Source organism: Azonexus sp. IMCC34839, from assembly GCF_047047955.1.
GTDB lineage: Bacteria > Pseudomonadota > Gammaproteobacteria > Burkholderiales > Rhodocyclaceae > Azonexus.
Map to the genome: position 1 here is coordinate 424,810 of NZ_CP150631.1, position 14,802 is coordinate 439,611.

Genomic DNA, 14,802 nt, shown 5'->3' on the forward strand with positions numbered 1-14,802 from the left:
ACTGTTCAAGATGCTATCATACGGCCCCCGCTGCGGCGCAGCATGGTGCGCCGGGCGGAATAAACCATGCGCCTGACCAAACTCAAACTCGCCGGCTTCAAGTCCTTCGTCGATCCGACTGCCGTTGCCCTGCCCGGGCAACTGGTCGGCGTCGTCGGCCCCAATGGCTGCGGCAAATCCAACATCATGGATGCCGTGCGCTGGGTGCTGGGCGAGTCCAAGGCGTCGGAACTGCGTGGCGAGTCGATGCAGGACGTCATCTTCAACGGCTCGACCAACCGCAAGCCGGTGTCGCGTGCCTCGGTCGAGCTGATATTCGACAACTCGCTCGGCCGCGCCATGGGTCAGTGGTCGCAATACGCCGAGCTGTCGGTCAAGCGTGTGCTGACGCGGCAGGGGCAGTCGGACTACTTCATCAACAACCTGAAGGTCCGCCGCAAGGACATCACCGATCTCTTCCTCGGCACCGGGCTGGGGCCGCGCGCTTACGCCATCATCGGCCAGGGCATGATCTCGCGCATCATCGAGGCCAAGCCGGACGACCTGCGCGTCTTCCTCGAAGAAGCGGCCGGCGTCACCCGCTACAAGGAACGGCGCAAGGAAACGCAGGGCCGCCTGGAAGATACCCGCGAAAACCTGCTGCGCGTCGAGGATATCCGCGAAGAATTGGGCCACCAGATCGCCCGCCTGGAAACGCAGGCCGAAGTGGCGCGCCGCTACCATGCGCTCAACGAGCAACTCACCCAGCGCCAGCAACTGCTTTGGCTGTTGAAGAAGCGCGAAGCGGAAGCCGAACGCCAGCGCTTGGCCCTAGAAGTCGAACGGGCAACGACCGATCTCGAAGCGCAAAGCGCTGCGTTACGCGAAACCGAAGCGCGTGCCGAAGAAACGCGCGAGGCGCATTTCGCCGCCGGCGACGCCTTGCATGCCGCGCAAAGCGACATGTATGCGGCGAATGCCGAGGTCGCTCGCCTGGAAGCGGAAATCCGTCACCGCCGCGAGTCGCGCAGCCAGCTCGAAGCGCGTCTGGTTAAGCTGGAACAGGAGCTGGAGCACTGGCGGGCGACGGCCGAGAAACTGGCCGAAGATCGCCTGAAGTGGGAAGAAATGCAGGAAATGACCCGCATGCGGGTCGATGAGGCCGAGGAGCGCCTGCATCAGCAAATGGATATCGCGCCGCAGGTCGAGGAAGACCATGCGCAGGCGCTGGAGGAGTTGCAGCGGCTGAAGGCGCGGACAACCAATGGCGAACAGAAGTTGGAAGTCGAGCTAACCAACAAGTCGCACGCCCAGCGCGCGCTGCAGGCCATCGTTCAGCGACGTGAGCGTCTGCGCGACGAAGCCGGTGGCCAGGACGCGCCGGACCCAATGGAACTCGCCGAGAAGGAAGAAGAACTCGACTTGTTGCGCGAGGAACTGGCGGGCGATCAGGAACACCTGTTGCAGTTGCAGCAGGAACTGCCGCAGCTCGAAGCCCGTCGGCGCGAAGTGCAGGCCGAAGTGCAGCGCCTGGAGCGCGAACTCGCTGCCGGTCAGGCGCGCCGCGCCGCGCTGGAGCAGATGCAGGCGCGCACCCGTGAATCCGGCGAATTGCCTGACTGGTTGCGCCGGCACGGTCTCGAATCGGCGCCGGCCTTGTGGCAGCAGATCCACGTCGAGGCAGGCTGGGAAGAGGCGGTCGAAGCGGTGTTGCGCGAGCGCCTGAATGCGGTCGCCTGCGACGATCCCGCCAAGCTGGAGGCCTGGTTGCACGACCGGCCGGGCGCCCATTTTTCGGTCGTGTTGCCCACGGTTTTTGGCCAAAACGAGCAGTCCACCGCAGCAGTGCTCGCCCAGCGCGTCCGCGCCGCCAAACCCGAGCTGGCCGGCGTGCTGCACGACTGGCTGGGCAACGTATTGACCGCCGAGACGCTGGCCGAGGCCTTGCAGCAACGCGAGCAACTGCCGCTCGGCGCAGCCATCGTGACGCGCGGCGGCGATCTGGTGACGCGCGGCAGCGTCACTTTCTTTGCGCCGGACAAGAGTGAGCACGGCCTACTCGAACGGCAGCGCGAAATAGAAAACCTGGCCGAAGGCATCGCATTGGCCGAGGAAAAAGCCGAGAACCTGCGCGAGCAGCAGGCCCTATTCGACGAGCAACTGGCCGACAAGCAGGAGGAAATGGACGAGGTCCGCCAGTACGTCAATGACCGCCAGCAGCGCGTGCATGCGGTGCAGATGGAAGTGCTGAAGCTGACGCAGACCATCGAGCGTCATCGCGAGCAGAAGGAACGCCTGCAAGAGCAGCTGGCCGAACTGGCGGAAGAGGAGGAGGGCGAGCGCGAGCGTGAAATGTCGGCCGACGAGCGCATCGAGGAAATCCGCGAGGGCCTGAGCCGCATCCGCGTGCTGGTCGCTGGCGCGCAGTCGCGCCTGGACGAATGCGAGCGCGCCGTGCGCGCCGAGCGCGAGCGCAATTCCGACCTCGACCGTGCCTTGCGCGAGGCGCAATTCTCGCTGCGCGAGGCCGACGGCAAGCTGCAGGATATCTTCGCCCAGCAGGCGTTGGCCCAGCGTGAATTGAACCGCATCGAGACCGACCGCGCGCAGTGTGCCGAGCAAGTCGAAGCGGCGCCGCCGGATGTCATGGAGGGCCAGTTGCAGACGGCGTTGGAAGCGCGTCAGGCGGCCGAGAAGGTGCTGGCCGAGAAGCGCGATGCCTTGGAGGGCGCGACCAATGCCCTACGTGCACTGGACGAGCAGCGCCTGAAGATCGAGCAGGGCCTGGAGCCGCTGCGTGTGCGCATCGGCGACCTCAAGCTGAAGGAACAGGCGGCGGCGCTCAATACCGAGCAGTTCGCCATGCAGCTGATCGAGGCGGGCGCCGACGAGAACGCACTACAGGCCGAACTGGGCAATGCCCGGCCGCCGGCGCTGCAAGGCGAAATCACCCGTCTGGGTAACGCCATCGCCGAACTCGGCGCGGTGAACATGGCGGCCTTGCAGGAACTGGAAACCGCCACCGAGCGCAAGGGCTACCTCGACATGCAGGCGGCTGACCTGAACGAGGCGATGGAAACGCTGGAAAACGCCATTCGTCGCATCGACCGCGAAACGCGCGATTTGCTGCAAGCCACCTTCGACACGGTGAACGGCCACTTCGGTCGCCTGTTCCCCGAGCTGTTCGGTGGCGGTCGTGCCGAGCTGGTGATGACCGGCGAGGAAATCCTCGATGCTGGCGTGCAGGTCATCGCCCAGCCGCCAGGCAAGAAGAATTCGACCATTCACCTGCTGTCTGGCGGCGAAAAGGCGCTGACGGCGATTGCGCTGGTGTTCTCGATGTTCCAGTTGAACCCGGCGCCGTTCTGCCTGCTCGACGAGGTCGATGCGCCGCTGGACGATACGAACACCGAGCGTTTCTGCCGCATGGTGCAGAAAATGTCCGACAACACGCAATTCCTGTTCATTTCCCATAATAAAATCGCGATGGAAATGGCCCAGCAGCTGGTGGGCGTCACCATGCAGGAAAGCGGTGTGTCGCGCGTGGTGGAAGTGGATATCGAAGAAGCATTGAAGATGAGCGATGCGGCTTGACGGCGGCATCGGGAAGAGATCGAGATGACCGAACTTCAGATTGGATTGATTGGCCTGGGCGGAGCGGCAGTCGTTGCCGTCTTTGGCTACAACAAGTGGCAGGAAATGCGTCAGCGCAAGCTGGCCGAAGCGGTGATGAAGCCGCAGCACGATGACGTGCTGCTCGAGCGCCGCGAGAAGATGTCCGAAGAAGCGCCGGCGGTGCGCAGCGAGCCGGTGTTCGAGCCGGAGATTGCCGCGCCGCTGCCCGAACGCATGGAGCCGGTACTGACTGAGCCCGTCGATGACGAGCCGCTGGAACTGAACGAGCCGATCTACGCCGAGGAGCCGGACGTGCAGGTTGCGCCCGGCGAAGAAACGCCAATGCCGGCCGAGGTCCCGCCGATGGCAGCACCGTCGGTAGCACCGACGTCTGCCCCGGCCAAGCCGCAGCCACGCCAAGCCGAACCTGCGGCTGCCGAGGGCGACGGTTGGGAGAGCGCCGGAGCAGTGCCGGCCGAGTTGCTCGACCCGCGCCTGGAATACGTCGTCACGATGGAACTGGTCGAGCCGGTGTCCGTTGTGCAGATCCTGCATTCCCAGCGCGAAGCGCTGCAGCGTTTGCACAAGCCGGTGCATTGGGTCGGCTTCAACGAGCGCAGCCGCGAGTGGGAGCGCCTGTCGGCCGACAACGACATCGCCGTGCGTCGTCTGCGCATCGGCCTGCAACTGGTGAACCGCATGGGGCCGGTGTCGGAAGGCGACCTGACCGTTTTCGTGACCGCCATGCATGATCTGGCCGACGAGCTGATGGCAGTGGCCGACATGCCGCCGTCGCGCGTGCTCGATCAAGCGGCCGAAATCGACCGCTTCTGTGCGGCGGTCGATCTGGAAATCGGTATCAATCTGGTCAGTCGCGGCAATGCCTTCGCCGGCACCAAGATTCGGGCACTGGCCGAGGCTGCCGGCATGGTGCTGGGCGGCGATGGCGCCTTCACCCGTTACGACGACGAAGGCCGTGCCCAGTTCAGCCTGCAGAATTACGAGAGCACGCTGTTCGCGCCGGATGCGCTGCGCAGCCTTTCCACTCATGGTTTGACCTTCCTGCTTGATGTGCCGCGCGTCGATCACGGCGAGCGCGTCTTTATGCAGATGACCGAAATCGCCCGTCGCTTTGCCGAGACGCTGCAGGCAGCCATCGTCGATGACAATCGTCAGCCGCTGACCGAGTCGCAACTCGATCACATCCGGCGTGAATTCATCGGCAAGCCGCAGGCGACCATGGCCGGCTTCGGCCTGCCGGCCGGTTCGGCCCAGGCGCTGCGCCTGTTCTCCTGATGGTGGCGCCGGTCGAGGCCGCCGCCCGGGCGGCTTTCCTGCGTTCGGAAATCGAACGCCACAACCATGCCTACTACGTACTCGATGCGCCGACCGTGCCGGACGCCGAATACGACACGCTGTACCGCGAACTGGTCGCGCTGGAAAATGCCCATCCGGAGCTGTGCACCGCAGATTCGCCGACATTACGGGTTGGCGGCCGGCCGTTGGCCCAATTCGAGCCGGTGCGGCATGACGTGCCGATGCTGTCGATCCAGACGGAAACCGATACCGAATCCTCGGGGGCGCTGAATTTCGATGCCCGCATCCGGCGCGAGCTGGAGTTGTCCGATAGCGCGCCGCAGGTCGAATATGCTGCCGAACTGAAATTCGACGGCCTGGCTATCAGCCTGCGCTACGAAAACGGCGTTCTGGTGCGCGGGGCGACGCGCGGCGACGGTGCGACCGGCGAGGATGTGACGCAGAACCTGCGCACGCTGCGCCAGATTCCCCTGCGTTTGAAAGGCGACGCACCGCCGGTGCTGGAAGTGCGCGGTGAGGTCTACATGCGGCGCGACGATCTCGAGCGCTACAACGCTGCGGCCGCCGCGCGCGGAGAAAAGACCTTGGTCAATCCGCGCAATGCCGCGGCCGGTAGCATCCGCCAGCTCGATCCGGCAATCGCCGCCAGCCGCCCCTTGTGTTTCTTCGCCTACGGCCTGGGCGCCGTGGATGGTTGGGATACTCCGGAGACCCATGCCGGCGTGCTTGATGCGCTGGCCGCTTTCGGTCTGCCGGTTTGCGAGCACCGCGCCGTGCTGGCCGGCGGTGAGGCCTTGGTCGGCTTTCACCGGAAGATTGCCGCCTTGCGCGACAGCCTGCCTTTCGACATCGATGGTGTGGTGTACAAGGTGAACAGCCTGGCCTTGCAGCAGCGCCTCGGTTTTCGTTCACGCGAGCCGCGCTGGGCGGTGGCGCACAAGTACCCGCCGCAGGAAGCGCTGACCGTGGTCGAGGCCATCGACATCCAGGTTGGCCGTACCGGTGCGCTGACTCCGGTGGCGCGCCTGAAACCGGTGTTCGTCGGCGGCGTCACCGTGACCAACGCCACCCTGCACAACGCCGACGAGGTCGAGCGCAAGGGCGGCTTGTGCGTTGGCGATACGGTGATTGTGCGGCGGGCCGGCGATGTGATTCCGGAAGTGCTGGGTGTGGTCGCCGAGCGACGCCCGGCCGATGCTCGGCCTTTCGTCATGCCCGATGCCTGCCCGGTGTGCGGAGCGCATGTCGTGCGCGAGCCGGGCGAGGCGGTGACCCGTTGTTCCGGCGGTTTTTCCTGTCGCGCCCAGCGCATCCAGGCCATCCTGCATTTTGCCGGGCGGCGCATGATGGATATCGAAGGCCTGGGCGAGCGCTATGTCGAGCGCCTGGTCGAGTTCGATTACGTGCATGGCGTCGCCGATCTTTATCGCCTGACGCTCGACGATCTGCTCGAAATGAAGCGGCGCGCCGACGAGCGCGACGGCACGGTGCCGGAAACGGCGAAAGCCGGGCAGGTGCCGACGCGCTGGGCCGAGAACCTGCTGGAGGGGATTGCCGCCAGCCGCCGGCCGCCCCTGGCGCGCCTACTGTTCGCGCTGGGTATCCGCCATGTTGGCGAATCGACGGCCAAGACCCTGGCCGACTGGCTGGGCAGCGTCGAGCGCGTGCGCCGTGCGCCGGCGCCACTGCTCGCCGTGTTGCCTGATATCGGGGCGACGGTGGCGGCGGCCATCGCCGATTTTTTTGCCGAAGAACGCAACGTGCGTGCGGTGGACGACCTGCTTTGCCCGGAAATCGGCGTTGCACCGGCCGACGAGCATGCGCCGCATCCCGGTCTGGCCGAGAAACTGGAGTGGCGGGAGCTCTATGCAGTGCTGGGGGTGCCCCGGCTGACGCCGGTGCGCGCCAAGCAGCTGGCGGCGGTGGTCGATGGCGAAACCCTGGCGGCTCAGGGGCTGAATGCTGCCGCCTTGTCGAGCGCCGGTATTCCCGCCGATGTCATTGATGCCTTGACCGATTGGCTCAAGGGCGTGGGCAATCGCGGTCTGCTCGCTGCGCTGGCCATGCGCCGTGCCGAGTTGCTCGCCGCCTTGCCGGCGACGCCGGCAGGGGGGGCGCCAGTGTCGCTGTTGGCTGGTAAGACCTTCGTGTTGACCGGTACCTTGCCAACCCTGAAACGCGATGAGGCAAAAGACTTGATCGAGGCGGCCGGCGGCAAGGTCTCCGGCTCAGTATCGAAAAAAACGCATTACGTGGTGGCCGGCGAGGAAGCCGGCTCAAAACTGGATAAAGCCATCGAACTCGGCGTCGCCGTGATCGATGAGGCACAATTGAAAAAATTGCTCGAAGAGGGAGTTGAATAATGAAGAAGGTTCGCAAAGCGGTGTTTCCGGTGGCCGGCATGGGCACTCGTTTCCTGCCGGCCACCAAGGCCAGCCCGAAGGAAATGCTGCCCATCGTCGACAAGCCGCTGATCCAGTATGCGGTCGAGGAAGCCGTGGCAGCGGGGATTACCGACATGGTTTTCGTTACCGGTCGTTCCAAGCGCGCCATCGAGGATCACTTCGACAAGGCCTACGAGCTTGAAACAGAACTGGAAGCGCGCGGCAAGCATGAGATGCTGGAATTCGTGCGTAACATGATTCCGAAGAACATCAACTGCATCTACATCCGCCAGCCGGAAGCGCTCGGTCTCGGCCATGCCGTGCTCTGCGCCAAGCCGGTAATCGGCGACGAACCGTTTGCCGTGATCCTGGCTGACGATCTGCTCGACGGTGAACCGCCGGTCATGAAGCAGATGGCTGAAACCTACGACTACTACCGCTGCTCTGTGTTGGGCGTGCAGGACGTGCCGCGGGCCGATACCAAGAGTTACGGAATCGTCGATGCCCGCCCGGTGGCCGATCGTCTGGAACAGGTGAATGCCATCGTCGAGAAGCCGAAGCCTGAGGATGCACCGTCGACTCTGGCGGTTGTCGGACGCTACATCCTGACGCCGCGCATTTTCCACCATCTGGAAAATATCAAGCCGGGCTCCGGCGGGGAAATCCAGCTGACCGACGGCATTGCCTCGCTGTTGTCCGAGGAGCAGGTGCTGGCCTACCGTTACGCCGGTACCCGCTACGACTGCGGCTCCAAGCTGGGTTATCTGCAGGCGACCGTGGTTTTCGGCCAACGCCATGCCGAAGTCGGTCCGGCTTTCACCAATTATCTCAAGAGCCTGGAAAATTGATGGACGCAAGTAAAGCCCGGGCCATTCTGGCCGATGCCGATCTGATTCATTCCGAAAGCGCCGTTCAGGCTGCGCTCGACCAAGTGGCGCAAGCCATCTGCGGGCGCCTGGCCGACCGTCATCCGGTCGTCTTGTGCGTGATGACCGGCGGCGTCGTTTTCTGCGGCCAGTTGATGGCCAAGCTCGATTTTCCGGTCGATTTCGATTACCTGCACGCCACCCGCTATGGGCCCGAAACGCAGGGTGGCAAGATTTCCTGGCGCACGGCGCCGTGGACCTCGGTCAAGGGGCGCACGGTGCTGGTGGTCGACGACATCCTAGATGAAGGCGTTACGCTGGCGGCGGTCAAGGAAAGCCTGAAACGCCTGGGGGCGGACGAGGTGCTGACGGCAGTCTTCGCCGACAAGCTGAACGGCAAGGACAAGCCGATTGCCGCCGACTTCGTCGGGCTCACAGTGCCGGATCGTTTCGTCTTTGGTTACGGTATGGATGTCGATGGCGCTTGGCGCAACCTGCCGGCGATCTATGCGATGAAGGAAACTGCGTGAGCGGTAAGACGGTCGCCGACTTTCTGGGCTACTGGGCAGATGAGGGCGAACGTTACGCCCAGTCCGGCGACTACGAATGGATGGCGGGCCTCGTGCCCGGACAGCGCGTACTTGAAATCGGTTGCGGCCTGGGTTTTGGCAGCGAGGCGCTGCTACGGCGGAGCCTGAACGTCCTTGCCGTCGATGCCCTGGACGAATGTTTGCAGGCGACACGTGAGCGCGTCGGTGCAATGCCGGTGGAGCTGCTGCAGGCTGATGTTTCGGGGCTGGATGCCGAGCAGCGCAAAACCATCGAGGACTTTGCGCCGGATACCGTCGTCTGCTGGCTGATGGGGGCGCCGGCCGAAACGACTGGCGCAGCGGCCGGCGATGCCGGCAAGGCGGTCGTCGCTTATCGCGAGCAGGTACATCGTGCCGTTGCCGAACTGGCGGCTGCGTTGCCGACGGTGCGCTGGCTGCATCTCGTCGATCGCACGGCGATTCCCTGGCAGGCCAAGGATATCGGGCGCGATACGCTGGTCTCCTATCATCTTGGCAAGACCTTGGCCGATTTGCCGTTTGCGGCGACACGCCGTGACGCGCTTTACCGCAAGCTGGGCGAAAAAGTGATCGATATCGGACGCGGGCGCCTGGCTCCCATGGGTATGAAGGGCGTTGTGCCCACGCTGGCCTCCTTGATGGCTGGCAGAAAGGATTGAATATGTTGGCAATTATTGGCGGTAGTGGGTTGACAACTCTGGCCAATCTCGATGTGTCGCGCCGCGAGGTGGTGCGTACGCCCTACGGCGAGCCTTCCGGGGCGCTGGTTTTCGGCCAGATCGCCGGTCAGCCGGCGGTTTTCCTGCCGCGTCACGGTTATGGCCATACCATCCCGCCGCACATGGTCAATTACCGCGCCAACCTGTGGGCGCTGCATCATCATCAGGTGCAGGGCATCATTTCGGTGGCTTCGGTCGGTGGCATCCGCGGCGACCTGGAGCCGGGCGACATCGTCGTGCCGCACCAGATCATCGACTACACCTGGGGACGCAAGTCCACCTTCTTCGATGGGGTCAGCACGCCGGTCACCCACGTCGATTTCACCGAACCCTACGATGCCTCGCTGCGCGAGCGTATCGAGCGGGCCGCCGCCCTGTTGGGTATCGATATCAAGGTCGGCTCCGTCTATGCGGCGACACAGGGGCCGCGCCTGGAGACCGCTGCCGAGATCAACAAGCTGGAGCGCGATGGGGCCGATCTGGTCGGCATGACCGGCATGCCGGAGGCAGTGCTGGCGCGCGAACTGGGCGTTCCGTATGCGGCGATCAATGTCGTCGCCAACCATGCCGCCGGCCGTGGCGACAGCCTGAACGGCATTCACTTCGAGAGCCTGGAGCAAGTGCTGCAGGAGGCGATGGGGCGCGTTCGTAGCATCATCGAAAAGCTGGTCGGCAGCCCGGATGCCTGTCGTCCCTTCGGGATGTCAGTCTAAAGAGGACTGCTGCGGTGCACGGGCAAAAATGCTCGATTTCCAAGGTTTGAGTCTGGCGGTTTAGGGCCGCCGGCTCAAACCTTCAGACGATCCATCAACTCGGTTTCCAGGCGGATGCGATTGGCGCTTTCGCGCAGGTCGCCACCGCTGATCAGGAAGACGTCCTCGGCCCGTTCGCCGAGCGTGGTGATTTTGGCTGTGTGCAGGTTGGCACCGTGTTCGGCCAGGGTATTGGCGACGGTGTAGAGCAGACCGGGACGGTCGGCAGCGGTCAACGACAGGATGAAGTGCGCTCCCTTTTCATCGCCGCGGATGCTGACTTCCGGCTTGATCGGGAAGTGCTTGACCTGACGCGACAGGCGTCCGGCCGAGGGCGCTTCCGGCGGGCTTTGCTTGATCAGGCGTTCTTCCAGTTCATGCTCGATGAAAGGCACCATTTCGCGGGCCTGGTTGCGGTTTTCCAGATCAAGCAGCACGAAGCTGTCCAGCGCGTAGCCGTGGCTGGTCGTATGGATTTTGGCGTCGACAATGCTGTAGCCGTTGCGCGCGAAGAAGCCGACGACGCGAGCGAAGAGGTCGGGTTGGTCGAGCGTGTAGACCATGACCTGCATGCTGCCGTTTTCGTTCGACGGGTGCGGTCGGGCGCGGACCACAGGGCGGTTGTTGAAAATGCGGTAATGTAGCGAGCGCGTGTGCCAGGCGATTTCCTCGGCCGAGTGGCGGAGGAAATAGACGGTGTCGAGCTGCTTCCACAGGCGCTCCTGGACGGTGTCCGAGAGGGCGAAGAAGCGTAGCAGGCGCATGGCTTCGGCTTGGCGCTCGGCGATGATGCCGTGCGCTTCCGGCGCTTCGCCTTCGCTCAGCAGGTGCATGGTTTGGTAATAAAGATCGGCCAGGAGCTTGCCTTTCCACTGGTTCCACACCTTCGGACTGGTGCCGCGGACATCGGCATGGGTCAGCAGGTAGAGCGCCTGCAGGTGGCGTACGTCGCCGACCTGCTTGCCAAACTTGGCGATGACGTCGGGGTCGGTCAGGTCTTCCTTCTGGGCGACCTGGGACATGTTCAGGTGGTTGCGCACCAGCCAGACGACCAGCTCGGTATCTTCCGGATTCAGACCGTGGTCTTCGCAGAACGCCTGGGCATCGACCGTGCCTTTTTCCGAATGGTCGCCACCGCGTCCCTTGGCGATGTCGTGGAAGAGGGCGGCGACGTAGAGCAGCCAGGGCTGGTCGAATTCGCTCATGACCCGCGAGCACAGCGGGTATTCGTGGGCGTATTCGCTCATCGTGAACCGGCGCAGGTTGCGCATGACCTGCAGGATGTGCTGATCCACGGTGTAGACGTGGAAGAGGTCGTGCTGCATCTGGCCGACGATGCGGCCGAAGTTGGGCAGGTAGGCGCCGAGGATGTCCAGTTGGTTCATCCGGCGGAATTCATGAACGATGCCGCGCTCGCTCTTGAACAGTTTCATGAACTGGGCGCGGTGCACCGGATTGGCACGGAATTCCGGGTTGATCAGGTCACGCGCCCGCCACAGGGCGCGCAGGGTCTGCGCCGTCATGCCCTGCAGGTCGTGGCTTTCCTGCATGATCAGGAAGCTGTCGAGAATGGCTTCCGGATGGTAGTTGAAGAGGTCTTCATGACGGATGTCGAGCAGATGGCCGACCGACTGAAAATGATCGTCGATCGGCTGCGGCACCTGCTCGCTTTCGGGCGACAGGGCGGCCTCCATGTTCTGTAGCAGGATGGTATTGAGCAGGGTGACCGCCTTGGCGTTGCGGTAGTACTCCTGCATCAGCTTTTCGGAAGCGCGCTTGGCTTCGTCAGTCACAAAACCGTATTGGGCGGCCAGATTGTTCTGGTAGTCGAACAGCAGGCGGTCCTCGCGGCGGCCGAGCATCAGGTGCAGGCGGATGCGCAGCTGCGTCAGATAGCGTTCGCACTCCTCGGCCTGCAGGCGGCCTTCCGGCGTGACGATGCCGTTGTCTTCGAGTTCCTTCCAGGTGGCGCCATAGCCGCCCGCTTTGGCGATCCAGAAAATGACCTGCAGGTCGCGCAAGCCACCGGGGGAGTCCTTGCAATTAGGCTCCAGGCTGTAGGGCGTTTCGTTGAAGCGCAGGTAGCGCTCCTGCTGCTCCAGGCGCTTGGCCTGGCAGAAGGTCAGCGGGTCGAGATGACCATGCAGGCGTTTCTCGAAAGTGGCGAATAACTTCTTGTTGCCAGTCAGCAAGCGCGATTCGAGTAACGCAGTTTGAACGGTGATGTCGCCAGCCGCCTCATCGATGCATTCCTGCACCGTTCTTACGCTGTGGCCGATTTCGAGTCCGATGTCCCAGAAGTGGCTGACTAGGGCTTCCAGCTTTTCCTGCGTTGTGGCTGATGCTTCCTGTGGCAGCAGGATCAACAGATCGATGTCCGATGAGGGGTAAAGTTCGCCACGGCCGTAGCCGCCGACAGCCGCCAGCGCAATTCCGGCAGGAAACTCGAAGGATTCCCAGAGGCGGATCAAGACGCTATCGACATGCTGGCAGCGGCCGATCAGCAGGGCCTGGGTGTCGCCGTCCTGCTGGTATCGTTGCTGGAGTTCGGTTTGTTTTGCTTTGACTTCAGCCCGCAGGGCAGCGACATCGATAGGCATTATTTGATCCAGTCGGGTTTCGGCCGGCAGCCTGCGGAAAGCGTCATGATTTCATAACCGGTTTCGGTGACCAGTACGGTGTGTTCCCACTGCGCGGAAAGGCTGCGGTCCTTGGTGACGATGGTCCACCCGTCGGACAATTCGCGGATCGCCGCCTTGCCGGCATTGATCATCGGTTCGATGGTGAAGATCATGCCCGGTTCGAGCTTGGGGCCAGTGCCGGCCTTGCCGTAGTGCAGAACCTGCGGGTCTTCGTGAAATTTCGTGCCGATGCCGTGGCCGCAGAATTCGCGTACGACGGAATAGCCGTTGTTTTCGGCGTGCTTCTGGATGATCGCGCCGATGTCGCCGAGATGGGCCCCCGGCTTGACGACCGAAATGCCCAACCACATGCATTCGAAAGTGATCTCGCACAGGCGCTTGGCCTGGATCGAGCCTTCGCCGACGATGAACATGCGGCTGGTGTCGCCGTGGTAGCCGTCCTTGATCGTCGTGATGTCGAGGTTGATGATGTCGCCGCTCTTCAGCACGCGGTCGCCGGGAATGCCGTGGCAGACCTGTTGGTTGACCGAGGTGCAGATCGATTTGGGGTAGGGGTCGTAACCCGAAGGGGAATAATTCAGCGGTGCCGGAATACAGCCCTGCACGTTGACCATGTAGTCGTGGCACAGGCGGTCGAGTTCTTCGGTGGTGACGCCAACTTTGACGAAGGGCTCGACATAGTCGAGAACCTCGCTGGCCAGACGCCCGGCAATCCGCATTTTTTCGATGTCTTCCGGGGTCTTGATGGTGATGCTCATGGTAGGTCTTTGGTGCTTTGGGGATATTGAAGGATAAATGATGCCCATCGTTTCGCAAAGCCGGGCAGCCGGAAAGTGGCATACTGCGCGGGTTTGCGTGCCATGGGATAAACGGCGATGACGATACTTCTGCTGGGTAAGGACGGGCAGGTCGGTTGGCAGTTGCAGCGTTCGCTGGCGCCGCATGGCAAGGTGGTAGCCTGCGGGCGTGCTGAATGCGATTTGTCCGATCTGGCGGCAATTCGTTCCCTGCTTCGCGTCGTTCGGCCAAGTCTCGTCGTCAATGCCACGGCCTACACCGCTGTGGATAAGGCGGAATCCGATGTGGCCGTGGCGACCCGGGTCAATGCCGAGGCCCCAGGCGTGCTCGCGGAGGAGTGCAAGGCGCTCGCTGCGACGCTGGTCCATTACTCGACCGACTACGTATATGACGGTACCAAGGCGACCCCCTATGTCGAAACCGATGCGACCGATCCGCAAAGCGTTTATGGCCGAACCAAGTTGGCCGGCGAGGACGCGATCAGGGCGGTCGGCGGCCGGTCGTTGATCTTCCGTACCAGTTGGGTGTTTGGCGCGCGTGGCGGCAATTTCGTCAAGACCATCCTGCGCTTGGCGCGCGAACGCGAAACGCTGAACGTCGTGGCCGACCAGGTCGGTTCGCCGACGCCGGCGGCAATGATTTCGACGGTGACCGGAATTGTCCTGGCGATGCTGCGCCGCGGTGCACTCCTCGAAAAGGGCGAAAACCGGCTTTACCACCTGGCCGCTGCCAATCCGGTAAGCTGGTGTGATTTCGCCCGAACCATCGTGGCCTTGGCAGATGAAACGCCGGGTTTCGACCTGCTGCTGCAAGCGGAGGCGATCAACGCGATCACCACTGCCGAATACCCGACACCGGCTCGGCGCCCCGCCAATTCCCGCCTGGACTGTTCGCGCCTGGAGTCCGATTTCGGCCTCGAAATGCCCGATTGGCAACCCTATCTGGGACGCATGCTGCAGTTGCTGGCGTTGAAACAGAACGGCTATTGATCTGTCTCGGCGGCGATTCTGGTGCTATAATCCGCAAGTTTTTCTCGCCCGACAAGGCGGAAAAATGGCCGTCGCACATGGTGTGCGCGGTCAAAATCCTCACACCTGCCGCTTAAGGGTGTTCGTCAAAATCAAAGAATGACGGACGTTTACGGTGGGTGGCGGTTCAACC

General features: G+C 63.1%; 10 protein-coding genes. 8 read left to right on the forward strand and 2 right to left on the reverse strand.

All coding sequences use genetic code 11. The annotated features are described in order from the left end of the window. The first annotated feature begins 66 nt into the window (after positions 1 to 66). From smc to WIF35_RS02265, 7 genes are read left to right on the forward strand one after another with little or no spacing between them, the layout of a single operon-like run. Positions 67 to 3,573: a chromosome segregation protein SMC gene (gene smc, locus WIF35_RS02235; protein WP_412479942.1), complete on the forward strand. Its 3,507-nt coding sequence runs from the start codon at positions 67 to 69 to the stop codon at positions 3,571 to 3,573. A 24-nt stretch (positions 3,574 to 3,597) separates the two neighbouring features. Beyond that, positions 3,598 to 4,890, forward strand: a complete 1,293-nt coding sequence (locus WIF35_RS02240; protein ID WP_412479943.1) for a cell division protein ZipA C-terminal FtsZ-binding domain-containing protein — start codon at positions 3,598 to 3,600, stop codon at positions 4,888 to 4,890. Beyond that, a complete protein-coding gene (gene ligA / locus WIF35_RS02245) occupies positions 4,890 to 7,274 on the forward strand; it encodes an NAD-dependent DNA ligase LigA (protein WP_412479944.1) in 2,385 nt (794 codons plus the stop codon). Before WIF35_RS02240 ends, ligA begins: the two co-directional genes overlap by 1 nt. Continuing rightward, positions 7,274 to 8,143 carry a UTP--glucose-1-phosphate uridylyltransferase GalU gene (gene galU / locus WIF35_RS02250; RefSeq protein ID WP_412479945.1) on the forward strand — a complete coding sequence of 290 codons (870 nt, stop codon included), beginning with the start codon at positions 7,274 to 7,276 and terminating at the stop codon, positions 8,141 to 8,143. Before ligA ends, galU begins: the two co-directional genes overlap by 1 nt. Further along, the gene (locus WIF35_RS02255; protein ID WP_412479946.1) at positions 8,143 to 8,691 is read left to right on the forward strand and encodes a hypoxanthine-guanine phosphoribosyltransferase; all 549 of its coding nucleotides are present in this window, start codon (positions 8,143 to 8,145) and stop codon (positions 8,689 to 8,691) included. The genes galU and WIF35_RS02255 overlap by 1 nt, the downstream gene beginning before the upstream one ends. Beyond that, positions 8,688 to 9,389: a class I SAM-dependent methyltransferase gene (locus tag WIF35_RS02260; RefSeq protein ID WP_412479947.1), complete on the forward strand. Its 702-nt coding sequence runs from the start codon at positions 8,688 to 8,690 to the stop codon at positions 9,387 to 9,389. Before WIF35_RS02255 ends, WIF35_RS02260 begins: the two co-directional genes overlap by 4 nt. Before the next feature lie 2 nt (positions 9,390 to 9,391). Next, the gene (locus WIF35_RS02265; RefSeq protein WP_412479948.1) at positions 9,392 to 10,162 is read left to right on the forward strand and encodes an S-methyl-5'-thioinosine phosphorylase; all 771 of its coding nucleotides are present in this window, start codon (positions 9,392 to 9,394) and stop codon (positions 10,160 to 10,162) included. A gap of 74 nt (positions 10,163 to 10,236) precedes the next feature. On the opposite strand, the gene WIF35_RS02270 is transcribed toward WIF35_RS02265, so the two are convergent. Together WIF35_RS02270 and map are read right to left on the reverse strand one after the other, a co-directional pair. Then, positions 10,237 to 12,801 carry a [protein-PII] uridylyltransferase gene (locus WIF35_RS02270; RefSeq protein WP_412479949.1) on the reverse strand — a complete coding sequence of 855 codons (2,565 nt, stop codon included), beginning with the start codon at positions 12,799 to 12,801 and terminating at the stop codon, positions 10,237 to 10,239. Then, the gene (gene map, locus WIF35_RS02275) at positions 12,801 to 13,601 is read right to left on the reverse strand and encodes a type I methionyl aminopeptidase (protein ID WP_412479950.1); all 801 of its coding nucleotides are present in this window, start codon (positions 13,599 to 13,601) and stop codon (positions 12,801 to 12,803) included. Before map ends, WIF35_RS02270 begins: the two co-directional genes overlap by 1 nt. Positions 13,602 to 13,718: 117 nt before the next feature. Between map and rfbD the strand changes: the two genes are divergently transcribed. Next, the gene (rfbD, locus tag WIF35_RS02280; RefSeq protein WP_412479951.1) at positions 13,719 to 14,630 is read left to right on the forward strand and encodes a dTDP-4-dehydrorhamnose reductase; all 912 of its coding nucleotides are present in this window, start codon (positions 13,719 to 13,721) and stop codon (positions 14,628 to 14,630) included. The last annotated feature ends 172 nt before the right edge of the window (positions 14,631 to 14,802 follow it).